The following is a 22,530-nucleotide window of genomic DNA, read 5'->3' on the forward strand; positions in this document are numbered from 1 at the left end:
GCTCGCAACACACTGAGCTAGTAAATAGAGCAGGTCTTTAATAATTGCAAGAAGACTTGAAAAAAAAGGAGGATGTTAAAATCTAAGCATAAGCTTAATATTTAGGCATGCCAATACAACAGTGCTATGACCAAGAGTTGATTCAGCAAATCGCGCTGCATGGATTACTTGAGCCCATGGCGCGCGCTCAGGCTGAGATCGACTTCATCCGACAATTTGAACTTCCTGATGATACTTCGGATGTCTCAGACCAGGAAGCTGTATCTTCTTTAGGAAAAGATCTTCGACTAACTGATGATGATGCTCTAAAAAAATGGCGGTCGGCGCACCTACTTAAAGAAGACGATGAGGCATTTATAGACTTTGCTCGCATTCGAGTAAAACGAAAGCAAGTAATCAATGAACTATTAAAAGGGAGTAGCGAATCACTATTTCTCCGATATAAAGATCGGCTTGACAGAGTTCTGTATAGCCTAATAAGAGTAGAGTCAGAGGATCAAGCATACAGTATCTATTATTCAATTGACTCAGGTGAAGTTGACTTTGGGATGGCAGCAGAAAAATACAGCTGTGGGCCTGAAGCAAAAACCCAAGGAATTGTTGGTCCCGTAGACCTCACGACACCACATCCAGAAGTAGCGGCTCGACTGCGTACTGCTCAGCCAAGACAAATATTTGAACCTTTTATAGCGGATAATTGGCACGCAATAATCAGACTTGAATACCGTTTTGACAGTGAACTGGATGACAAGACAAAGGAATTCCTAGGAGGTCTTGTATTGGGGAGTAAGTCGAGAGACATCGCCAATCAACTATTGAAATTTCATCTCAGCGGGGTTAAGCTAGCTGAATGAACATAAATCTGGAGACTCACGAAGAAATATTAGAAACACTTTTAGCTAACAAAGAATCAGTGGAAGCGATTGAGGCAGACTCAGGTGCTCTAATTTATTCATCCAAGCACCAGTCAGGGCAATTAATACTTATAAAAGCAGGAGAAGTTCGAATTATCGATACAAACAGAACATTTGGATCTTATACATTAATAAAAATGCAGGCTCCTGAAATATTTGGGATCTCTCAACTGATCACAGTCCCATTCATCGAGGAGATCAGAGCTATCACGCCTTGCAAGTACTATCTAATCGATCTGAATGAACTTTCAGAGCAGCAATATTTAATTGTAAGTAATATACTGCGGCAAAAAATAAATCCCCATGAGATTCCTCTGATCTACGAAAATGATCAGAACATTTTAACCACATTTAGCAATTACAACGAAGCAAAGAGACGGTTAGGCTTCTTTACTCAAAATGACAAACTCCTGGATGGTGAATGCCTAGTCTATCTAGATAATGAGCTTGATGGCTTCACTTTTGGTCAAAGAATAACAGAAGAGATTTGCACCACATTCTTCAAAGGTAAAGAATGGCCTAGGCTCATTAGAATCAAAAAAGATCCTGATGAGGTTTCATACACTCAGACTCCACATAATGTGAAGAAGTCGGTTTCAACAAAAGCACAAACTGAAGAAACAGTCGATATTGAGTCAATCCCGATTACTCCTGAATTAATCCCAGAAAGGGAGACAAAGGATTATAAAGGCTTCCGATTAGTACGTGGTACTAATCGGCGAGAAGCATTCGCATCTTGCATAGGGATGCTAGTGCAACATTTTGAACTCCCAACACGGCGGGATACGATTAATCGTGCTGCTGATCTTTTGGATCAAGATGATATCAATTGGAACAACAGGCTACTTTCCTTATTAGATAATCTTGGATTGGCCGTACGGATTGTGCGTTGCAAGGTGGAAAATCCCTTGAGGGTGCCGACGCCCTGCATGTGGATTGATGCGAATGGGATGTGCTCAATCATGGCTGGCACGAGTGCTAAGGAATTAATTCTGCTAAATCCGCTAAAAGGAATTGAACGACTAGAAGTTTCTCAAGCATCTGAACGACTGGCTGAAGCACCCGAAGTGATATCAGTTGAGATCGGCCTACATACGCCTAGAAAGAGATTCAATTTATTATGGCTAATGCCATATGTAAAGCGTTATCGACTTCAACTCATTGAAGTGTTTGCAGCTAGCTTCTTAAATCAAATTTTTGCTCTCGCAACACCATTGCTTTTTCAGCAAATTATTGACCGAGTAATCAGCAAGGGAGCATTTGATGCTCTCACACCTCTTGTAGTACTAATGCTTACATTTGTAATACTAGAAACTATATTTAGCAGTTTGAGAACTTTCCAGTTCGTGGAAGTCTCTAACAGAATAGACATTGGGGTCGGCTCATCTATTGTCTCCAGGATGTTGCGAATTAATGCAAGATTCTTTGACAGAAGACCGGTTGGAGAACTATCTAGTCGATTGGGCGAACTGCAGAATATACGCCGGTTCCTAACTGGAACAGCACTCACAGCAGTACTTGATGCGATCTTCTCTATCATGTATTTCTTAGTGATGTTCTTCTACAGCCCACTTCTAACTCTTACAGTACTACTTACTATTCCTCTCCTTTTCTTAGTCACAGTTGGGATAACACCGATTACACAAAGGCTCATTAGAAGGAGAGCAGAAGCAACTTCTCGAACACAGTCACTATTAGTTGAAATACTGAGTGGAATCCAAACAATAAAATTGCAAAATGCAGAGCTGTCAGCCAGGCGTCAGTGGGAAGATAGGCACTTAGATTCAATCAATCAAGGATTCAAAGCCGTTCTTGCAAATACATCGAGCTCCAATGCACTTCAATTGATAAACAAAGTAAGCAGCATTCTCATTATCGGTATCGGCTCATGGCTGGTCTTAAGGAACGAACTTACCCTAGGAGAGTTAATTGCTTTTAGAATAATCAGTGGCTATGTCACACAGCCTATGCTTAGGCTTGCTTCAACCTGGCAAAGTTTCCAGGAAATGTCTCTTTCTCTGGAAAGAGTTGGAGACATAGTAAATCAACCTCTGGAAATCAGTGAGAATGAAGAAGGTAATATCGTAATGCCTGCTATAAAAGGAGAAATCACTGCAGACTCGGTCAGTTTTTCCTACTCATCGACTGCCGCTCCAGTACTCTCTTCCGTAAGCTTAAACATAGAGGCTGGTACATTTGTTGGAATTGTTGGCCAGAGCGGCTGTGGGAAAAGCTCATTCTTGAAAATGATTCCTAGGCTATATCTCCCCTCAAAAGGGCGAATACTTATAGATCAATACGATATATCTAAGGTTGAGCTTTATGCTTTTCGCAAGCAAATCGGCTACGTTCCACAAGACTGCATGCTTTTTGAAGGTACGATTTTCTCAAATATTGCTTTGGGTGATCCCCAAGCAGAAAGTGCAAAGGTAGTAAAGATGGCAACGATTGCTTGCGCACATGAATTCATCATGGAATTACCTTATGGGTACAGCACTCCAATAGGAGAAAAGGGTGCTGGATTATCAGGGGGACAACGTCAGCGCATTTCACTCGCAAGGATGCTACTTGAAAACCCAAATATGGTTGTTTTAGATGAAGCAACATCAGCTCTAGATGTAGACACTGAACGACAAGTCGTGACCAATCTTAGAAAATATTTCAGCAATAAAACGCTATTAATGATAACCCATCGCCTCTCAACATTAGTCGACGCCGATCAAATCATAGTAATGCATGCTGGACGCGTAGATTCTACCGGAAGTCATGTAAATCTGATGAATGAGAAAGGTCGCTATTACGCACTTTATCAATCGCAATTTGGAGAACCAGCGTGAGGAGTCTAAATAGCATAAAGCTTATAAATATTCCTTGGCTTTCGAATAAAGAGAAACGATCTTCGGATTCACCGCAAGCAGATCTTGCACTATTGCCACCTCCACCTGCTTGGTCGAGAGTATTGATCTGGACACTTGGGTCTGGCTCAGTCTTCCTTATCATCTGGTCAGTTTTCGCACGAGTAGACGAGACTGTGATGCTTCAAGGAGAGATAGCAACAGCTAGTCCAGCAGTACAAGTTGCCGCTCTAGATCCAGGAGAAATAAGCTCAATCCTGATTCGTCCACATCAACCTATTGAATCAGGTGACCCACTAATAATCTATGGCGATGATGAAACAGTTTTACGTTTAGAAAGTCTTAGAACTCGCTTAAAACTTCTTGCACTCCAAAGCGAAAAAGAGATGAAAATGTACGACTATCGCATGCTCCAAAGTGAAGATCAACTTAAATTAGAAAAGGATCTACTTCAAAGGCTAACTGGTCTTTTAGAGGAAGGAGCAATCCAAGAAACTCAAGTTCTAGAAAAACGTGCTCAGGTAAAGAAAAGCCAGCTAGCCATCTCAAGCTTGATAGTAGAAAAGCAACACGCCCTCCATAAGACAGAGCAAAGTAATGAAGAGGTAAAAGCCAATATTCGAGAGCTAGAAGCTAAAACAAAGCGCTTTACAATAACGGCGCCAGTGAAAGGCTTCATCCATGAAGTAAAGTATCAGAGTCCTGGCGAAAGGATCCAAGCCGGAGAAGTTGTTGCCACGATAATTCCTGATCGCGAATTAATTGCCAAGGTTAGGATTCCTTCAAAACTCAGTGCTCCTGTAGAGGTTGAAACTTCTGCAACTCTAGAGGTTGATGCTTTTCCTTCCTCTGATTTCGGCTCTGTGGAAGCAAAAGTCATCTCCCTTTCTCCAATGACTAGCAATGAGTCAAGAGATTCAGCCCAAAAGATTTACAGCGCAGATTTAAAGCTAGTCAAAACAAGTCTTCCGGGTCAGCTCAGCTTGGATCAACTCAAACCAGGCATGGCTATTACAGCCCGATTAAAACTTAGAAATAAAGCAGTTATAACGACTGTCTTTGATGTTCTCTCCAAACTCTTCACACCGCTAAATGAGCAGCGCTAAGAGCAACTCAACCTCATGAGGTTGAACTCTTCAATGCCTTTATCCAGGCATCTATTCCACCGACAACATTCACCCCCTCGATGCCGTTGGCTTTTTATTCAAGCAAAGCCCTTTTAGATCGAGCCCCAGCCTTGCAGTAAACAAACAATCTAAGCCCAATCACCAACTCGCGGATTCGTGCTATAGCGTCTCCATTCTCAATGGAACTCAGCGAAATCAGCTCTGCTCCAATGATACTAGGAATCTCATATTCATAGTGTTCAAGAACATCCAATCGGCTGCCTATACAAGTAATGATTTTGATTGCTTTAGTGGCCTGAATCACACCAATCAAACCTGGGAGCACTCCCATCACGCCACCCTCTGCACAAGAAGGAATAAGGCCTAGAGCTGGTAGCTCTGGTACTAGATCGCGATAGTTAGGGCTATCTGTGGTGAGATTAAAAACTAAAGCCTGCCCATCAAACCTCAAAACCGCGCCATAGACATTGGGCTTACCCAGCATCACGCAAGCATCATTGAGCAGATAGCGCGTGGGGAAGTTGTCGCTGCAATCGCAAGCGATGTCATAGGGGAGGATAATTTCGAGAGCGTTATCCTTATTAAGGGCGAGCTCAACAAGATCCACCTGGCAATGAGGATTGATCTCTTGGATGCGAGCCTTTGCCGACTCGACCTTCGGCTTACCAATCCAACTTGTGCCGTGAATCACCTGGCGCTGCAGATTGCTTTGATCCACCACATCAAAATCAACGACACCTAGACGCCCTACACCAGCAGCAGCAAAATAAAGCAGCAACGGCGAGCCGAGTCCACCACTACCCACTCACAACACAGAAGCGGCCTTGAGTCGTTTCTGACCATTCATCCCAACCTCTGGCATGGTGAGGTGACGAGAAAAGCGCTCTAACTCATCGGGGCTCAGTTCAACATCAACGGTTTCGTGGAGACCGATAGGGGAAAGAGTGCCGCAAGATATGCCCTTACCACTGTCCCAAATGCGCAACCTCATGCTGCTGATCAGGTTGCACTCCTGTCAGCCACCAAGCGCGCACATTGCCTGAACCAGCCACGATCACGACTAACGACGGCACAGTGGCCCAGCGATGATCCATAACGGACGGCACAGCCTCACCGCCAGGATGAGAATGGGCACTGCCCAACACCTGCCAATTGTGCTCTCTGGCAAAGCGTTGAGCCTGCAACTGTTCACGAGGATCCAAAGCAAAGCGACACTTGCGTGATGGCAGCAACTCAGCCCCAAGATTCGGATCATTCGAGCCTTCAGGGAGGCTTAACATTCCCGGCCCCCATACATTGCAGCAAGGCCAAATCAGCCGAACATTCCAGATACTGCCGCCTTGATCACTATTAGAATCATCTTGATCACCCAATAAAAGAGCACATCCCTCAAATGGCGCCACAGCCAATAAGCTGCGACGAAGAACCATCAGGCAATTACGATCAAACTCCAGCAGCCCTGGCATAACAAAGATCCTTTCGATACGCTCGGCAAAGATTTGCCATCGGTTTCGTGTTCATGAGCGACATCAACACCGTGACAAACGAACAATCCACCTCAGAAAAGACCACCACAAACAGCGTTGATAACGCAGGTGAGGAGATTAAATTCTCAGAGCGTTACAGCGAAGCCGTTGGCAAGGTCAACGAAACCCTAAACAAGCTCGATTGGAACCAGATGGGGCGCATCGGCAAGGTTTTAGGCATCTTTGCAGCTGTGATTGTTGCCCAGATCCTGATCAAGGGAGTGATGGACACAATCAATTTGCTACCAATCGTGCCTGGACTGCTCGAACTGCTTGGTGTGGTGATGGTGGGCCAATGGAGCTGGCAAAACCTCACCACCAGTGAGAAGCGCTCTGCCCTGTCTGAAAGGGTTCAGAACCTCCGCAAGGAATATTTAGGCTGAACATTGCAAATCCAAATGCAATTCAAGTCAGCAACCAACTTGCCAAATGATTCAGAATGGCTTGGCTCTGACTTCGATATGAGCCTCCAAAGAGATTGGCGTGATTGATGAGGTGATAAAGGTTATAAACCTCCACCCTTTTGCTTGCATCAGCTGGGAGTGGCCATACGTTCTCATATCCGATATAAAAATCCTGCGAAAAACCACCGAATAATTGAGTCATCGCCAAATCAACTTCTCTATCGGCCCACCAGGTAGCAGGATCCAGTAAGACTCCCCGCCCATCTGAGAGAACATTGGCATTGCCACTCCAAAGATCCCCATGCACGAGACTTGGACTGGGTTGATGGCGATCCAACCAAGGGATTAACGCCGAGAGGATTGGCTCAACATCAACCAGATCCAAGCCCCATCGAGACGCCTCTCTGAGCTGAGGACGCAAGCGCAACGTCACGAATGCGTCGCCCCACTCCTCCCTCCACCCCCCTGGCTGAGAGCCAGCACCGATAAAACCATCCACGGGCCAACCAAAGCGTCCAGGGTTTTCGGCGGCAGACGCCCGATGCAAAAGGGCCAGTCCACGGCCCAGGGATGCCTGATTACCCGCCCGAAAATCCAACCAAGGCAGCAACAACACAGCTTCACCACAGACCTGATCAAACGCCAAAGGCTCCGGCACCTCCAACACTCCCGGATCAACCCATGCCTTAAGAGCCTTTAGCCCCTCAACTTCGACCTTTAGCATTGGCAAAGCATCTGCCCCACCTGTTTTGGCAAACAGTTGCCGACCACCCTTCAACTGCAAACACCAGGCCTGATGAATGCATCCGCCTGCGACGCACTCAACATCCTTAATCACTTCACCACTCAAGGGTCCCTCGGCTGCTACCAAGCCCTGTCTCAGACGCTCGTTCATACCCACACCTCTATAGACCTTGCCAGCATGACCGGATGGCTGAGGACTCAATCATCGTGATCGGGGGCGGCATTGCCGGCCTAACGGCAACAGCCCTCTTAGCCAAGCAAGGATTACCCGTCACCTTGGTGGAAGCGCACCATCAACCTGGAGGGTGTGCCGGCACATTCAGGCGAGGTCCCTATATCTTCGATGTGGGTGCCACCCAGGTTGCCGGCCTAGAACCCAGTGGCAGCCATGAACGCATCTATAGGCATCTGAACCTACCCATGCCACAAGCGGAGCTACTCAACCCCGCTTGTGCAGTGGATCTCGCCGATGGATGCCAACCCATTCAGCTCTGGCATGATCCAAAGCGCTGGGAACAAGAATGGCGATATCACTTCCCTGGCAGTGACTCCTTCTGGGCTCTGACTGCCAAGCTCCACCAAAGCAACTGGGGCTTTGCCAGCCATGATCCGGTAGTCACACCCCGCAACGCTTGGGACTTAGGCCAACTGCTTCAGGCTCTGCGTCCAGCAACAATCACCTCAGGGCTATTGAGCAGCCTGACAGTGGCAGATCTCTTAAAGCTATGCGGCTGTGCGCAGGATCAGCGCCTTCGCAAATTCCTAGACCTCCAGATCAAGCTCTATTCGCAAGAACCGCTCGATCGCACAGCCGCCCTCTATGGAGCCACCGTGTTGCAAATGGCTCAAGCACCTCTTGGGCTCTGGCATCTGCAGGGATCGATGCAAAAACTCAGCGATGACCTAATGCATGCCCTGAAGCGGGATGGCGGCCAGGTATTGCTGCGCCATCGTGTGGTGGGCCTAGAAGTAGCAGCGCGGGGTATGGCTTGGACAGTCAGCATCAAAACCCCCAATGGCAAGGCTTTAGAACTGACCACACCAGATGTGGTCTGCAGTCTGCCTCCTCAATGCCTGAGATCGCTGATGCCACAAGGAGCAGGCATGCCCAAGGCCTATCGCCAAAGGCTAATGAAATTACCTCAACCCAGTGGAGCTTTGGTGTTCTACGGGGCCATCGATCGCAGCGCCCTGCCTAAGAACTGTCCTGTCCATCTACAAAGAGCCTCCAAGACACCCGGCTCCCTGTTCGTATCAATCAGCCGTGAGGGAGATGGCCGTGCTCCCGCTGGACAAGCCACAGTGATTGCAAGTGTGTTCACCGCCACAGCGGAGTGGTGTGGCCTAACTGAATCCACCTATCAAGAACGCAAACAAACGGCCCTGTTAGCCATCCGCCAAACACTTGAAAGTTGGTTAGATCTCGCATCTGAAGATTGGCAGCATCAAGAACTAGCCACACCAAGGAGCTTTGCACATTGGACTGGTCGGCCTAATGGAATTGTGGGTGGTCTTGGGCAGCACCCTTCACAATTTGGGCCCTTCGGACTAGCAAGCCGCACCCCCATGCGAGGGCTCTGGCTCTGTGGCGACTCAATTCACCCTGGTGAAGGTACTGCAGGGGTGAGCACCTCGGCACTCATGACCTGTCGCCAGCTCATGGCTCAGCGAGGTCATCAGTTACGGGTGGCGAATTGAGGTCGTTGTTGGCAGCAACAAGAAAGCTGGGTCGCAATGCCTGGGAACGTTCCAATTCAGCCTTTAACTGCGACCAGTGCCCATTCAAAACGGCCTCCTCAAGCTGCTCCAAGCTCCAGCGATAAGCAGCCAAACCACGCAAGATAGCTGCGGTGTTGCTCTCAGCCATAGATGTTCCCAACTGGGGATTACCACCACCCACCCTGGTGGTATCAGCAAAACCACTAGAAGACAGCACTCTGGCTAGTTCGCGAACAGCAGGATCACGCTCCTCACCCACTGTTCGTAGCAACGCAGCACTCACCAGTACAGGCAGGTGGGAAATCAGCGCCACCGCTTGATCATGGTTAGCTGCATCCGCCGTAAACCATTGACTGCCCAAAGACACCGCAAATCGACGCACCAACTCGAGCGCCTCAAGGTCTGTTTGATTGTCAGGTGTCGCTACCCAAGGACGTTGCTGAAATAAGCCCCGCAGCCCTGCTTCCACTCCTGCTTCAGCGGTGCCTGCCATGGGATGGCTAGCCACAAAGCGGGGGTGTAGGTCGCGCCAGAGCTCTAAAACAGGCATCTTCACTGAACCCACATCAGTTACCACAGCAGCTGTAGGCAAAGCCTTTAGGAGATTCGGATCTGGATTGAGCAGCTGAGCCAAAGGCAGCGCCAGGATCACCAAATCACAATCCGCAAGAATGCCCGGATCGGTGCTCACCAAGTGAGCCAAACCCCTAGCGCGTGCCCTATCAGCTGTACTGGAACGATGCACCAGACCATTGACCTTCCAACCAAGCGCCTGCAGATCCAATCCCAAGGAGCCACCAATCAGCCCAAGCCCTACGACTCCAGCGCAAAGTGATGTTTTTTTGTTCTGCTCCATCCCTACGGTTCTCGCACTGCAGTTCATGTTGATCGACCAATCAACATGGAGCTTTCTCGGGTTTACAGCTTCCTAGGCTCTCGCAATGCTCGAAGCCCGCAGCCATCAGCAGCTCAAGCACCTGCTCCTGCAGAACTCCTCCCCCTGGCCTCATCACCTCACTTTGAGCCGTCTTGTTGCCCGCAGTCTCAGGCGCAAAGATCACACCCTGATCCAGCTCGACCCTCGTAGCAAAGACCTCTGGTGGCTTGGTCTGCTGGTTCCTCTCTGCCTGGAGGCCAAGGATGCTGTGATGATCCTTTCCGATCAGCAGCGACGCCGACTCCTCAAGGTAGAACTGCCACAACTGCTGACGAAAGGCATCAAACTCCCCTGCTGGGAAGGGCACCTTCCGCCCTCAGGGAATCAACTGTGGTTGATGAACCACAGTGAGTTGATTGAGGCACACCACCAGGGGCATCTCAAATCAAGGCAGTTGATCATTCCAGAAGCAGACCAACTAAGCCAGCGACTAAGGGACAGCATGGCTTTGTCGATCACACCTCAAGACTGGGAGCGTTTGCGGCGGGCACATCCTTCTGCGGAGGCTTCCCTCATGCAACTGCACGAACGATTAAGCCGCAGCCTGTTTACTCACGCCACCCGAGCCAATGCCCAGGTTCGCCTTGATGGCAGCGAAATTCAAGCTCTCAAAGATCTCATGCGACTTCTAGGCCCCTCACCTTCCCCTTGGCCTGCAGTGCTGAAAGCCGATAGCCGTTTTTGGGCAAGCTGGGCCGAACTCGATCACCGACTACTGCAATGGCAATGGCATCTACAACCGCTCGAACCCCTTCAAAATCTTCCAGGTCTGTTACGAGACCAGCCCTCTGTCCTGCTGAGCGAATCAAGGGAGAACGATCTCATCCGCACTGAGTTGGACGCTGCAGCATTTCCTGCAACCGTCATGGCCAGATTGAGTGAACCCAACCTGCAGGAACCAATACCTCTTTTTGCACCGCGCCGCCAACCACTACCGAATACCGAAATCTATGCAGAGCATCTGCTCGATCAATGCCGTCGTCTGATCCTGGGACGTCCTGGCATCACTGTGGTGTTACTTGACGATCAGCAACTGCGCCACCAACTCACAAGTGAGTTAGCAGCGGAATTTGGACGCAGAGTCGTTCATGAAACCACCGCGCCCGAATCCAACGGTGTTGTCTGTTGCCGCTGGGCTTGGTGGCTTCATCACCAGGATCAACTCCCTCTCCCAGAACAACTAATCGTGGCCTTACTTCCCCTAGCGAGCGTAGAGTCACCACTCACAGCAGCAAGAGTAGAATCCCTCAAGAATCAAGGTCGTGACTGGTTCCGAGACCTTCTCTTGCCTGAAGCTCTCAGCCTGCTAACACCAGCGATTGCCCCGCTCCGAAAGAATCACGGACGACTGGCCATCCTGGACGGACGTCTAAGAGGACGGAGCTGGGGGAAGCAAGTGCTGAGCACACTCGAACCCTGGACACCCCTGCAACGCCTATTACCGGATTAAGCCAACTACTCTTTAACAACCAAACAGCAACGAGGAAGGCCATGGGAGAAGCCAGACGACGATCCGATCAGGGCCTAGCACCACGCCAGAAACAGTCCAAAAAAGATGACTCCCCCAGAATCGTCTCCTGGCTGCCCATTACCCAACGTGATAAAGAGCGTTTTTACGCCATCACAACCCGTGGCGCCTGGATTGGCATCGGCTTCATGGTGGCTTTGTGGGTCGTAGCGCGCTTCGTGGGCCCAGCCGCTGGGTGGTGGACCCCCGCCGATGCCAGGTAAAAGAAACTGCTGGGGAAAGAAAGCATCAATCATCCCAAATCTCTCTCTTCAGCAACAAACCCAAGACCCTCAAAGAGCTCTTGGGTTGTCTCGTTCTTTTAGCCAGTCTTAAGCAGCTTCAGATGCCAAGCTGACGGCTGGTTTTTTAGCCGCAGTACGGGCCGCAGCCGCCAACGGACGCATGGAATTAGCGGTCACCTCAGACCCTTCAGTGAGTTTCTGACGCACAAGAACTTCAATCTGCTCCTGGGCTTCAGAATTCTGCTCAAGCCAAGTAATCGTGTTGTCACGTCCCTGACCGATATTGTCGCCCTCATAGCTGTACCAGGCACCCTTACGGATGACAACACCGGTTTCTTCAGCTAGGTCAAGCAAGCAACCCAAGGTACTGATGCCACGACCAAAAAGAATGTCGAACTCAGCAATACGAAACGGAGGGGCTACCTTGTTTTTAGCCACCTTCACCTTGGCACGAATTCCATACTCCTCCGTGCCGCGCTTGAGCGTTTGAATACGACGGATATCGAGACGTACGGAGGCATAAAACTTGAGAGCATTGCCACCAGTCGTCGTCTCCGGGTTGCCGTAAGTGACGCCTATCTTGAGACGCAACTGGTTGAGAAAAATGACCGTGCAGCCGGATTTGCCGATGTTGCCAGTGATCTTGCGCATCGCCTGACTCATCAGACGGGCCTGGCTACCCACAGCCAAATCGCCCATCTCACCTTCGATCTCAGACCGAGGAGTGAGCGCAGCAACGGAATCCACAACAACGATATCAACGGCGGCAGAGCGCACAAGCTGGTCGACTATCTCCAGAGCCATCTCCCCCGTGTCCGGCTGCGAGACCAGCAGGTTCTCAATATCCACTCCTAAAGAGGCTGCGTAGACCGGATCGAGCGCATGCTCGGCATCCACAAAAGCAGCGACGCCACCACGACGCTGCACCTCGGCGATGGCATGCAGGGTGAGGGTGGTTTTACCGGAACTCTCCGGGCCGTACACCTCCACGACTCGTCCTTTCGGGTACCCACCGCCAAGGGCAAGATCAAGGGTCAGCGCACCTGTAGGGAAGGTCTCCACCCGCATCCGAGAGGCATCCCCCAAGCGCATGATCGAACCCTTGCCAAAATTGCGTTCAATCTGACCAAGCACCAAATTGAGAGCTTTGTCCCGCTCACCTGGACGGGGCTCAGCTTGGAGGGAATCAGACTTAGAGGATTGGGCTGATTTCACGTCAACTGACATAGCAATGGTGAATAAAGGATTAAACGAGTACCGTCGGCTGCTGACCTAGGCGAAGCAAAAAGCACTGCGGCAAAGCTGACGGACACCGATCAAAGAGTCCAATACCACCACAACCGCGAACCGTCCCAGATAGTACAGACGTACCCTAACGGATCAGGGCCAGCTCGCCAAGGGTGCCGCCAAAGCTTCTGGCTCCAACAGGCGAATGCCCATCGGCAAGGTCCGACAGTCTTCCGGCTTGAGATAGCCCCAACTCGCCAGATAGCAAGGCAGAGAAGATAGTCCGGGCGTCGCGAGCACCGTCTCGAGGGTGGCACGACGGTCCTCCACAAAGCCCCGCAGTGGTCGCTCCGCCGCTAACCGCAGCAGCACCTCAGGCTTACTACCCGACTCGTGGCCATACAACCCATGAGGAGCAAGTTGAAAGCACTTCAACAGTTCAGCGGTGAACTCCGCCCCCTTGGTGGTGAGTACCACCAAGTCGAACCCTTCATCGTGGAGGCCACGAAGACGCTCAATCACACCAGGAAAAGGATGGTGGCGGGCCAGCCAATTCAACCGATCGGCCTCCAGCGCACTCCGCCGCACCTGCTCCAAGGCCTCCTGCAACTGACCTGGCTGCCATCCCCAAGCCTCTAAAGCCTGCTGACATCGCAAGTGATAATCGACCGAAAAGGCCTTAGCCCCATGCCGCAGCAAGGGTCCATCAGAACGCAGCAGCTCTGCTGCTAGAAGCACCATCTCCCAACCCTGATGGATCCAGGGCCGGAGCAAACGAAAAGCTTCAGGAGCCGCATCGGGCAAAGGGTCTGAACCAAAGTCAAGACCCACTAACTGCATACAAGCCTGACGGGCACTCCACCAGTACTCGCCCATCCCATCAACAATGACACCGTCAAAGTCGAAAACCAACAGGGAGCGAGACGTCAACTGAGGATTGAGAAACTGGGCCGCTAGGATTCGAACCTAGGAATGGCGAGACCAAAACCCGCTGCCTTACCACTTGGCGACGGCCCAATGATCCAGATCATTAGCCGCGCAGAGGAGACTTCACTGGAATCCAGATAGTTACCCACATTGAAGCCACCTTCGTCAATGCATGCTGATCAAGCAGAGCCATTTCAAGGGGGATAAACCCGCAATCGCTGTTGTTCCGCCTGGCCGAAAACATCACTACTGAGGCGATAGCGAGTCACCATATCAACCTGCATCTGACGAACCTGCTCGCTACGGGGTAAGAGCTCCACCGGCCGTCCATAGGGCAGCACTACTTTTTCCACAGCCAATCTGCACTCTTCAAGTGCAGCCAGGGCATCTTCCTGATCACCATCCTGAGACTCTGAATGTGAGAGCTGATCTTGCGGCCCAGTGCGGCGTGCTAACAGCCGCTCCAGAGCACGCTCTACCTGAGGCAAAGTGTCGGACTTAATCACAAGGACCGGCACACGTGATTCACGCGCCTGACGTCTCAGAGTTGGCTGATGGCCGAGTCCCTTACGGATGCTGAGCACAACGTCAGCCTCATTGAGGTCATCCACCCAACGAACAGGCCAGCCATGACGACGAATAGCCTCATCCACCAGCTGGGGCGTGATTCCACAACAGAGCACCTGCAGTGCTCTTTGATCTGAACGCTCAGCAGAGATCGCCTCAGCAGGATCTTGAGCGGGGGGGGCCGCTCTAGGAGAAGGTGCTTTTGGATCCGGCAGAGGGACCGCCGCCAGAGCAGGACGTGGTGAAGATGATCGACTCGGCTGCGCATCCACGAGCCGCACCGATCCATCAGAGTCCAGCTCCCGCAACTGGGGGCGTGGCAACTGTCCGCGCAGCAACTGATCAACAGTGGCAGCCACGTCGGCATGAATCGACCAACGATTGCGAGTATTGATTTCAACTGCCACAGGGAAAGTGGGCTCAGCAGCCCTCTCAAGCACAGTCTTCTGCGTGCGTCGCCGCCTTGCCTCTTCATCTCCAAGAGTGACAGCCTGAATCCCGCCAACAAGATCACTAAGGGTTGGATTCTTGATCAAATTCGCCAAAGCATTGCCATGGGCCGTAGCCACAAGCTGCACCCCCCGTTCAGCGATCGTGCGCGCAGCCTGAGCCTCTAGCTCCGTACCGATTTCATCAATCACGATGACTTCCGGCATGTGGTTCTCCACGGCCTCAATCATGACCTGATGTTGTTGTTCTGGCAGAGACACTTGCATGCGCCTGGCCCGACCAATAGCTGGATGGGGTATATCCCCGTCACCAGCAATCTCGTTACTGGTGTCAATCACCACAACCCTGCGCTGCAGATCATCAGCAAGAACCCTGGCAATCTCACGCAGCGCGGTGGTCTTTCCAACTCCGGGGCGCCCCATCAGCAAGAGCGATTGACCACTATCCAGCAAATCTCTCACCATCGCCACGGTGCCAAAAACGGCCCTTCCCACACGGCAGGTGAGGCCCACCACCTCTCGCTGGCGATTACGAATAGCACTGATGCGATGCAGAGTTCGTTCAATGCCAGCACGGTTATCAGAACCAAACTGGCCCAACCGATCAACAGTGGTTTGCAGGTCATCGCGCGTGAGGCACTGCTCTCCTAAAGCAAGCGCTCGTCCCGGATAGCGTGCTTCAGGCACTCTGCCGAGATCCAAGACCACCTCGAGTAACTGCTCCCGGCTATTGGGTGTCGCCAAAGCCTGCTGAACCGCAAGAGGCAACAAATCCAACAATCGGTCTAGATCATCAGTAATACGCTTTGGCTTCATGGCCCTCAGCCGCAGCCATGTAGAAATGGCTCCCCTAACGGCCTTCTAGCAGGCTTACGACCCAGATTGGCGGAACAGCCATGGACGAACAAGCTGCTCTGCCTGCGCAAGAGCAGCTTGCCAACCCTCAGGCCATTCTCTCAGGCTCACATGCCTGGCCTGTGCTTCAAGCAACCAGGGCTGGAGGAGACGACGAGCCATGCCTCCAAAGGCAATACCTGCCGGCCCATCGTCACTAGAGATATAGGAGATCGTGTGGGCGTTGGTGCCCCCCGCTAACTGGAGGGGGCCAGGCGGAGCCAATGGCCGCAGCTTCCGCCAGAGCGCTACCGCAACTCGAGCCGTTCCTGACCCGATATCACCACTCATGGGTCGGCCATCAAGCTGCCAAAGAGGTCTTTGCCCAGAACGCCTTAAACAAACATGTCTTTGCCACAACTCACTTGCTAAAGCCTCAACCGTGAGCCCATGCCCCTCAAGACCACAGCTCACCCCAATCCGCTGCAGAGGCACCTGAGCCGACATCAGCTCTGCAACTGTGGATTCAAAGGCCTCAGCCCGCCCAGGTGCCGTGTGAATCTCGACTGCATCAGGATGTAATTCCGCCAACAGAGGTCCGAAATCTCTCAGTTCAAGTCGCCGGTCGTGTTCATCGATCAAACCAAGAGGACAAGTCGGCAGACATCGTCCACAGCCATAACAACGGCTTAGCTGAACCCCCCCTTGCTCGCCAATAGCCTCAGCAGGACAAGCATGTTGACAAGGCCGCGAACAATCGCTTGGACAGCGCGCAGGATCAAACCAAGCTTTTCGGAAATGGGCATCCTTGCCATCGCTGATGCTCACCATCAACCAAGGACGAAAACCACTCCGCGCTTGCACCCAATCAAGCCCCTGACGAGCTGCCCTGACAACGGCAGCATCGGCCGCCACATCCACACAGTGAATACCAGCCGCGGCAAAAACGGCACAAAGGTCTGTTATGGCAAGCAAATCCTGATTGCTGGCACCACAGATCAACTTCACCCAAGACCCACTGGCCAGGGCGAGCTCACCGCGAAGAGCACTCTGCTGCAAAGGGTTAGAAGGAATAGTGTTCAGACCCCGAGCAAAGTGGACATCGGCTGCCAATTCAAACTGCGAGCACCACCCATCTCAACAACGACCCGTAAACGCGACTCACGCTTACAAAGATCACAAAGCGCCAAGAGCTCAGATCTTGACAGCACCTGCCCCTCCAAAAGCCAGAGCACCACAGGAGCATTGTCGACAAATAATTCAGCCAACTGGGGCATCACCTGCTGAACCTCACCGACAGCTCCATTGCGCCCAACGCTTTGATGCCCGAGATGGGGAGGCCGAATACCGTGCAGCTGAAAAAGAAACACCTCCGGATCACCAAGCCCCCGAGCTGAGCTCAGCTGGGTGCGGTATCCAGCAGCCCGAAGCCTTCGCAGTAAACGGGTTTCACTGCCACCTTCAAGGGGAACATGCATGGCCAGACAGCCGCAAGCATCCAGGTCACGGCGAAACACCCGACCAGAAAGCAACAGCGGCATGACGACATCACTCAAGTAGCCATGAGTCTGCCAGCAGGTTCGGAAAATATTTAATTGGCATAAGTAGTGGTGTAAAGTCTTGGTTTGGTTCGTATTTCTGTGCCCGTCCGCTAGCCGGGCCTCCAGAAGGCGAATCAGGTCCGACGATTGCGCCGGATCCCTAGGCCAGAGCAGAAAAGGGATTTATCCCTGAACTGCCGGGAAACTGATTGACTCAAAAGGTCGCCCAAGTCCCAGCCAGCTGATTTGCTCGCTAGCTCTATCCGAAATTGCCTCAGCCGCCGTTTCTTACGGTCCGAGGTCTTTCGGCGACGACTGCGCTCCCTTGATCAGCACTGAATCACAACCCCCCGACCGGACAACGGAAGGAGGTCATCCACGCTGGCGTTTTTACCCTCCATGTCAATCGGCATCCTTGGGAAGAAACTGGGCATGTCTCAGTTCTTCGACGATCAAGGCAGAGCCATCCCGGTCACCCTGATCGAGGCCGGCCCCTGCCGCATCACCCAACTCAAGACTTCTGACATCGACGGTTATGCCGCCGTGCAGATCGGTTTCGGTGATACCCGCGAAAAATTGATCAACAAGCCTTCCAAAGGGCACCTCACCAAATCTGGCGAGGTTCTCTTGAAGCACCTGCGCGAATATCGCGTCGAGGGCCTTGAAGGCCTAGAGCTCGGAGCAGCGATCACCGTCGGCAGTTTTGAAGCTGGCCAGAAGGTAGACGTCAGCGGCGACACGATGGGTCGTGGGTTCTCTGGTTATCAAAAGCGCCACGGCTTCAGCCGTGGTCCGATGAGCCACGGTTCCAAAAACCATCGAGAGCCAGGCTCCACAGGCGCCGGAACCACGCCAGGGCGGATTTATCCAGGCAAACGCATGGCTGGCCGCTACGGCGGCAAAAAGCGCACCACGCGTGGACTCACCATCCTCAAAGTGGACAGCAACCGCAATCTCCTGGTGGTTAAGGGCTCAGTGCCTGGCAAGCCAGGCGCCCTGCTCAACATCCGACCCGCAAAACGCGTAGGCAGCAAGCCTGCTCAAGGAGGTAAGTGATGGCTGAATGTGTTGTTCACGACTGGCAGGGGAAGGAAGCCGGCAAGGCAAGCCTTGAGCTCAAAGTTTCTAAAGAAACCACGGCGGTTGATCTCATGCACCGTGCAGTGCTCAGGCAGCAGGCCCATAGCCGTCAGGGAACGGCAAGCACCCTCACCCGTGCCGAGGTTCGTGGTGGTGGTCGCAAGCCCTATAAGCAAAAGGGCACCGGCCGTGCCCGCCAGGGAACGATCCGCACCCCCTTACGTCCAGGCGGCGGCATCATCTTCGGACCAAAGCCAAGGACCTACAACCTGGCGATGAACCGAAAGGAACGTCGTCTGGCCCTACGCACCGCGCTGATGGCCCGTCTTGAGGACGTCATTGTGGTCAAAGACTTTGGCAACAGCCTCAAGGCGCCGAAGACCCGAGAGATCTCAGATGCCCTTGTAAGGCTCGGCGTTGCCGCAGATGCAAAGGTTTTGATCATTCTTTCCACACCCTCCGAGATCATCCGACGCTCCGTGCGCAATCTCGAGAAGGTGAAACTGATCGCCGCCGATCAACTCAACGTCTTCGATTTGCTCCACGCCAATTCTCTGGTGCTGAGCGAGGAGGCTCTCGCCAAGATCCAGGAGGTTTACGGAGATGACTGAACGTTTCAACGGTCGGCTGGCGGATGTAATCCGCCGTCCACTGATCACAGAAAAGGCGACCAGCGCACTGGAACAAAACCAGTACACCTTTGAGGTTGACCATCGTGCCGCCAAGCCTGATATCAAGGCAGCCGTAGAACAACTCTTCGATGTCCGTGTGGTCGGCATCAGCACCATGAATCCTCCACGGCGCAGCCGTCGAGTGGGTCGTTTCACTGGCAAGCGAGCCCAGGTGAAAAAAGCCATCGTGCGGCTTGCCGAAGGCAACACGATCCAACTCTTCCCTGAGTCCTGAGGGATCTGAAAACATCATGGCAATCCGTACCTTCCGCCCTTACACCCCAGGAACACGCACCAGGGTGGTCACAGACTTCAATGAGGTCACCGGCCGTAAACCCGAGCGTTCTCTTGTGGTGGCGAAACATCGCCGCAAGGGTCGCAACAACAGAGGTGTTATCACCTGCCGCCATCGCGGTGGCGGGCACAAGCGCCTATACCGCATCGTCGATTTCCGTCGCAATAAGCACGGCATTCCGGCCAAAGTGGCGGCAATCCATTACGACCCCCATCGCAATGCCCACCTAGCACTGCTTTTCTACACTGATGGCGAGAAGCGCTACATCCTTGCTCCCGCCGGGATCGCCATTGGTCAGCAGCTGATTTCAGGCCCGGAATCACCGATCGAGACAGGCAATGCCTTGCCACTCTCAGCCATCCCTCTTGGCTCCAGCGTCCACAACGTTGAGCTTTATGCCGGCCGGGGTGGCCAGATGGCGCGTACGGCCGGCTCAAGTGCACAAGTCATGGCCAAGGAGGGCGACTACGTCGCTCTCAAACTGCCCTCCACTGAGGTCCGCCTTGTGCGCCATGAGTGCTACGCCACGCTCGGCGAAGTAGGCAATTCGGAAGTGCGCAACACCAGCCTTGGCAAGGCTGGGCGTCGCCGTTGGCTAGGGCGACGCCCCCAAGTTCGCGGCAGTGTGATGAACCCCTGTGACCACCCTCATGGTGGTGGCGAAGGACGTGCACCGATTGGCCGTTCAGGCCCGGTGACACCCTGGGGCAAGCCTGCCCTTGGTCTCAAGACGCGTAAGCGGAACAAGCCCAGCAATCGGTTCGTTCTTCGGAAACGTCGCCGCACCTCCAAACGAAGCCGAGGAGGACGCGATTCCTGATGTCAATCACTGTTCTGCCGTTCGCTTAACCCGCCATGGGACGTTCATTAAAAAAAGGCCCCTTCATTGCTGACAGCCTGCTTCGCAAGCTGGAAAAGCAAAATGCTGACGATGACAAGTCGGTGATCAAGACCTGGTCTCGAGCCTCCACCATCCTGCCGATGATGATCGGCCATACCATTGCCGTTCACAACGGCAGGAGCCATGTGCCGGTGTTCATCACCGAGCAGATGGTTGGACACAAGCTGGGTGAATTTGCTCCCACCCGCACATTCAAAGGCCACATCAAAGACAAAAAAGGAGGCCGCTGAGACCATGACGACCTCATCACCCACGACGACAACTATCGCCAAGGCCCACGGCCGTTTCATCCGCGGCTCCGTATCAAAAGTACGGCGAGTGCTCGATCAAATCCGCGGTCGCACCTATCGCGACGCGCTGATCATGCTCGAGTTCATGCCTTACCGCTCCACTGGCCCGATCACAAAAGTTCTGAGGTCAGCTGTAGCGAATGCAGAACACAACCTGGGTCTTGATCCAGCATCGCTTGTGATTGCCCAAGCCAGCGCCGACATGGGTCCATCCATGAAGCGCTATCGGCCCCGAGCTCAAGGTCGCGCTTTCGCGATCAAGAAGCAAACCTGCCACATCAGCATTGCTGTGGCAGCCCAGACCGACTCCTGACCCCCGAGGACACCGACCGATGGGAAACAAAATCCATCCAACCGGCTTACGCCTGGGGATCACCCAGGAGCACCGATCTCGTTGGTACGCCACCAGCAAGATGTACCCAATCCTCCTTCAGGAGGACGACAGGATCCGTCGATTCATCCATAAGAAGTACGGCGCAGCAGGCATAAGCGATGTGTTGATTGCCCGCAAGGCCGACCAACTCGAAGTGGAGCTGAAGACTGCACGACCAGGTGTCCTCGTTGGCCGCCAGGGTAGTGGCATCGAAGAGCTGCGAACCGGCATTCAAAAAACCATCGGTGATCACAGCCGGCAGGTTCGGATCAACGTCGTCGAAGTCGAGCGAGTCGATGCCGATGCCTTCCTGCTGGCCGAGTACATCGCCCAGCAGCTCGAGAAGCGAGTCGCCTTCCGCCGCACCATCCGCATGGCCGTACAACGGGCCCAGCGAGCGGGTGTACTGGGCTTAAAAATCCAGGTTGGTGGTCGGCTCAACGGCGCCGAAATCGCTCGCACCGAATGGACCCGCGAAGGCCGTGTGCCTCTACACACCCTTCGCGCCGAGATCGACTACGCCACAAAAGTGGCTAGCACTACCTACGGAGTACTAGGCATCAAGGTCTGGATCTTCAAAGGCGAAGTACTGGGAGACGAGGCCCAGTCAATGCCTGTGGGTGCAAGCCCACGGCGCAGGGGCAATCGTCGACCCCAACAATTCGAAGATCGCTCAAACGAGGGTTGATGAGGAGGCCTGAACCATGCTGAGTCCAAAACGAGTCAAATTCCGCAAACAGCAACGAGGCCGTATGCGCGGCGTCGCAACCAGGGGCAACACCATTGCCTTTGGAGAGTTTGCCTTGCAAGCCCAGGAATGTGGCTGGATTACCTCACGCCAAATCGAGGCCAGCCGCCGAGCCATGACCCGCTACGTCAAACGGGGTGGAAAGATCTGGATCCGGATCTTTCCAGACAAGCCAGTCACTATGCGTCCCGCTGAAACACGCATGGGCTCTGGCAAGGGCAACCCTGAATTTTGGGTTGCCGTCATTAAGCCAGGTCGGATTCTGTTCGAAATGGGCGGTGAAGAGATCACCGAAGACATTGCTAGGGAAGCCATGCGGCTTGCCCAGTACAAACTACCCATCAAAACAAAGTTCATCGGCCTGGACGACCAAGAGAAGGTTGCTGGTAGCGACAAGCCTGCCAGTGTGCCCGCCATTACCGCGGAGTCCTGACCCATGGCCCATCCCAAAGCCGCCGAGGTGCGCAAACTCACCGACGCCGACATCACAGAGCAGATCGATGGCATCCGCCGAGAGCTGTTCGATCTCCGCTTTCAGCAAGCCACCCGGCAGCTGAGCAATACGCACCGCTTCAAAGAGGCCCGCATCAAGCTGGCCCAGCTGTTGACGGTGCAGAAGGAGCGCAGCCGCTCCGCCGCCTCCTCCTGA

24 protein-coding genes, 1 tRNA gene and 1 pseudogene are annotated in these 22,530 nt (G+C 52.9%); 16 read left to right on the forward strand and 10 right to left on the reverse strand.

Features of this window, described 5'->3' with window-relative positions; all coding sequences use genetic code 11:
- Positions 1 to 137: 137 nt before the first annotated feature.
- From SIB74_RS08550 to SIB74_RS08560, 3 genes are all read left to right on the forward strand, one after another.
- Positions 138 to 854, forward strand: a complete 717-nt coding sequence (locus SIB74_RS08550; RefSeq protein WP_413681649.1) for a peptidylprolyl isomerase — start codon at positions 138 to 140, stop codon at positions 852 to 854.
- Entirely contained in the window at positions 851 to 3,751 is a 2,901-nt protein-coding gene (locus tag SIB74_RS08555; RefSeq protein ID WP_063396926.1) for a peptidase domain-containing ABC transporter, read from the forward strand. The genes SIB74_RS08550 and SIB74_RS08555 overlap by 4 nt, the downstream gene beginning before the upstream one ends.
- 197 nt (positions 3,752 to 3,948) lie before the next feature.
- Positions 3,949 to 4,875: an HlyD family secretion protein gene (locus SIB74_RS08560; RefSeq protein WP_156486183.1), complete on the forward strand. Its 927-nt coding sequence runs from the start codon at positions 3,949 to 3,951 to the stop codon at positions 4,873 to 4,875.
- Positions 4,876 to 4,888: 13 nt separating this feature from the next.
- Here SIB74_RS08560 and SIB74_RS08565 read toward each other — a convergent pair.
- A pseudogene (locus SIB74_RS08565) lies at positions 4,889 to 5,758 on the reverse strand (ThiF family adenylyltransferase).
- A 100-nt stretch (positions 5,759 to 5,858) separates the two neighbouring features.
- Positions 5,859 to 6,326: a M67 family metallopeptidase gene (locus SIB74_RS08570; RefSeq protein WP_231906140.1), complete on the reverse strand. Its 468-nt coding sequence runs from the start codon at positions 6,324 to 6,326 to the stop codon at positions 5,859 to 5,861.
- Positions 6,327 to 6,415: 89 nt separating this feature from the next.
- Here SIB74_RS08570 and SIB74_RS08575 point away from each other — a divergent pair, with 89 nt between their 5' ends.
- Positions 6,416 to 6,805: a CAAD domain-containing protein gene (locus SIB74_RS08575; RefSeq protein ID WP_063396923.1), complete on the forward strand. Its 390-nt coding sequence runs from the start codon at positions 6,416 to 6,418 to the stop codon at positions 6,803 to 6,805.
- A 22-nt stretch (positions 6,806 to 6,827) separates the two neighbouring features.
- Here SIB74_RS08575 and SIB74_RS08580 read toward each other — a convergent pair whose 3' ends face one another.
- Entirely contained in the window at positions 6,828 to 7,772 is a 945-nt protein-coding gene (locus SIB74_RS08580; RefSeq protein ID WP_413681652.1) for a fructosamine kinase family protein, read from the reverse strand.
- On the opposite strand from SIB74_RS08580, the gene crtD reads away from it, so the two are divergent.
- Positions 7,757 to 9,268 carry a C-3',4' desaturase CrtD gene (gene crtD / locus SIB74_RS08585; RefSeq protein ID WP_063396921.1) on the forward strand — a complete coding sequence of 504 codons (1,512 nt, stop codon included), beginning with the start codon at positions 7,757 to 7,759 and terminating at the stop codon, positions 9,266 to 9,268. The two genes, SIB74_RS08580 and crtD, sit on opposite strands and share 16 nt — an antisense overlap.
- Here the strand turns inward: crtD and SIB74_RS08590 are convergent.
- Positions 9,228 to 10,172, reverse strand: coding sequence for a prephenate/arogenate dehydrogenase (locus tag SIB74_RS08590; RefSeq protein ID WP_063396920.1), 945 nt, complete (start codon positions 10,170 to 10,172; stop codon positions 9,228 to 9,230). The genes crtD and SIB74_RS08590 overlap by 41 nt on opposite strands.
- 58 nt (positions 10,173 to 10,230) lie before the next feature.
- Here SIB74_RS08590 and SIB74_RS08595 point away from each other — a divergent pair, with 58 nt between their 5' ends.
- Together SIB74_RS08595 and SIB74_RS08600 are read left to right on the forward strand one after the other, a co-directional pair.
- Complete coding sequence (locus SIB74_RS08595) at positions 10,231 to 11,676, forward strand: hypothetical protein (RefSeq protein WP_063396919.1); 1,446 nt, start codon at positions 10,231 to 10,233, stop codon at positions 11,674 to 11,676.
- A gap of 41 nt (positions 11,677 to 11,717) precedes the next feature.
- Positions 11,718 to 11,957 (forward strand): DUF2839 domain-containing protein, encoded by a 240-nt coding sequence (locus SIB74_RS08600; RefSeq protein ID WP_063396918.1) that lies wholly within the window; start codon positions 11,718 to 11,720, stop codon positions 11,955 to 11,957.
- Positions 11,958 to 12,065: 108 nt separating this feature from the next.
- On the opposite strand, the gene recA is transcribed toward SIB74_RS08600, so the two are convergent.
- From recA to SIB74_RS08630, 6 genes are all read right to left on the reverse strand, one after another.
- The gene (gene recA / locus SIB74_RS08605; protein WP_011826900.1) at positions 12,066 to 13,205 is read right to left on the reverse strand and encodes a recombinase RecA; all 1,140 of its coding nucleotides are present in this window, start codon (positions 13,203 to 13,205) and stop codon (positions 12,066 to 12,068) included.
- Between the two features lie 153 nt (positions 13,206 to 13,358).
- On the reverse strand, positions 13,359 to 14,135 hold the full coding sequence (locus tag SIB74_RS08610) for an HAD family hydrolase (RefSeq protein WP_063396917.1): 777 nt from the start codon (positions 14,133 to 14,135) through the stop codon (positions 13,359 to 13,361).
- Between the two features lie 15 nt (positions 14,136 to 14,150).
- Positions 14,151 to 14,222 (reverse strand) — tRNA-Gln (locus tag SIB74_RS08615).
- 104 nt (positions 14,223 to 14,326) lie between these two features.
- On the reverse strand, positions 14,327 to 15,964 hold the full coding sequence (locus SIB74_RS08620) for an AAA family ATPase (protein ID WP_063396916.1): 1,638 nt from the start codon (positions 15,962 to 15,964) through the stop codon (positions 14,327 to 14,329).
- Between the two features lie 54 nt (positions 15,965 to 16,018).
- Positions 16,019 to 16,990, reverse strand: a complete 972-nt coding sequence (locus tag SIB74_RS08625) for an LdpA C-terminal domain-containing domain (protein ID WP_063397014.1) — start codon at positions 16,988 to 16,990, stop codon at positions 16,019 to 16,021.
- 71 nt (positions 16,991 to 17,061) lie between these two features.
- Entirely contained in the window at positions 17,062 to 17,523 is a 462-nt protein-coding gene (locus tag SIB74_RS08630; protein WP_063396915.1) for an NAD(P)H-quinone oxidoreductase subunit N, read from the reverse strand.
- A gap of 399 nt (positions 17,524 to 17,922) precedes the next feature.
- On the opposite strand from SIB74_RS08630, the gene rplC reads away from it, so the two are divergent.
- The 9 genes from rplC to rpmC are packed head-to-tail and all read left to right on the forward strand — an operon-like array spanning position 17,923 to position 22,530.
- Complete coding sequence (gene rplC / locus SIB74_RS08635; protein ID WP_011826905.1) at positions 17,923 to 18,579, forward strand: 50S ribosomal protein L3; 657 nt, start codon at positions 17,923 to 17,925, stop codon at positions 18,577 to 18,579.
- A complete protein-coding gene (gene rplD, locus SIB74_RS08640; RefSeq protein ID WP_063396914.1) occupies positions 18,579 to 19,214 on the forward strand; it encodes a 50S ribosomal protein L4 in 636 nt (211 codons plus the stop codon). The genes rplC and rplD overlap by 1 nt, the downstream gene beginning before the upstream one ends.
- Complete coding sequence (locus tag SIB74_RS08645; protein ID WP_011826907.1) at positions 19,207 to 19,509, forward strand: 50S ribosomal protein L23; 303 nt, start codon at positions 19,207 to 19,209, stop codon at positions 19,507 to 19,509. Before rplD ends, SIB74_RS08645 begins: the two co-directional genes overlap by 8 nt.
- A gap of 16 nt (positions 19,510 to 19,525) precedes the next feature.
- The gene (gene rplB, locus SIB74_RS08650; RefSeq protein ID WP_036912644.1) at positions 19,526 to 20,389 is read left to right on the forward strand and encodes a 50S ribosomal protein L2; all 864 of its coding nucleotides are present in this window, start codon (positions 19,526 to 19,528) and stop codon (positions 20,387 to 20,389) included.
- A 35-nt stretch (positions 20,390 to 20,424) separates the two neighbouring features.
- Positions 20,425 to 20,700, forward strand: a complete 276-nt coding sequence (gene rpsS, locus SIB74_RS08655) for a 30S ribosomal protein S19 (protein ID WP_011131103.1) — start codon at positions 20,425 to 20,427, stop codon at positions 20,698 to 20,700.
- 4 nt (positions 20,701 to 20,704) lie between these two features.
- A complete protein-coding gene (rplV, locus tag SIB74_RS08660; protein WP_011131104.1) occupies positions 20,705 to 21,073 on the forward strand; it encodes a 50S ribosomal protein L22 in 369 nt (122 codons plus the stop codon).
- A gap of 19 nt (positions 21,074 to 21,092) precedes the next feature.
- Positions 21,093 to 21,821, forward strand: coding sequence for a 30S ribosomal protein S3 (rpsC, locus tag SIB74_RS08665; RefSeq protein ID WP_063396913.1), 729 nt, complete (start codon positions 21,093 to 21,095; stop codon positions 21,819 to 21,821).
- Positions 21,822 to 21,837: 16 nt separating this feature from the next.
- Positions 21,838 to 22,314 carry a 50S ribosomal protein L16 gene (gene rplP / locus SIB74_RS08670; RefSeq protein ID WP_063396912.1) on the forward strand — a complete coding sequence of 159 codons (477 nt, stop codon included), beginning with the start codon at positions 21,838 to 21,840 and terminating at the stop codon, positions 22,312 to 22,314.
- Between the two features lie 3 nt (positions 22,315 to 22,317).
- Positions 22,318 to 22,530 (forward strand): 50S ribosomal protein L29, encoded by a 213-nt coding sequence (gene rpmC / locus SIB74_RS08675; RefSeq protein WP_011131107.1) that lies wholly within the window; start codon positions 22,318 to 22,320, stop codon positions 22,528 to 22,530.

The sequence above is a fragment of the Prochlorococcus sp. MIT 1306 genome, assembly GCF_047304515.1.
Classification (GTDB): Bacteria; Cyanobacteriota; Cyanobacteriia; order PCC-6307; family Cyanobiaceae; genus Prochlorococcus; species Prochlorococcus marinus_D.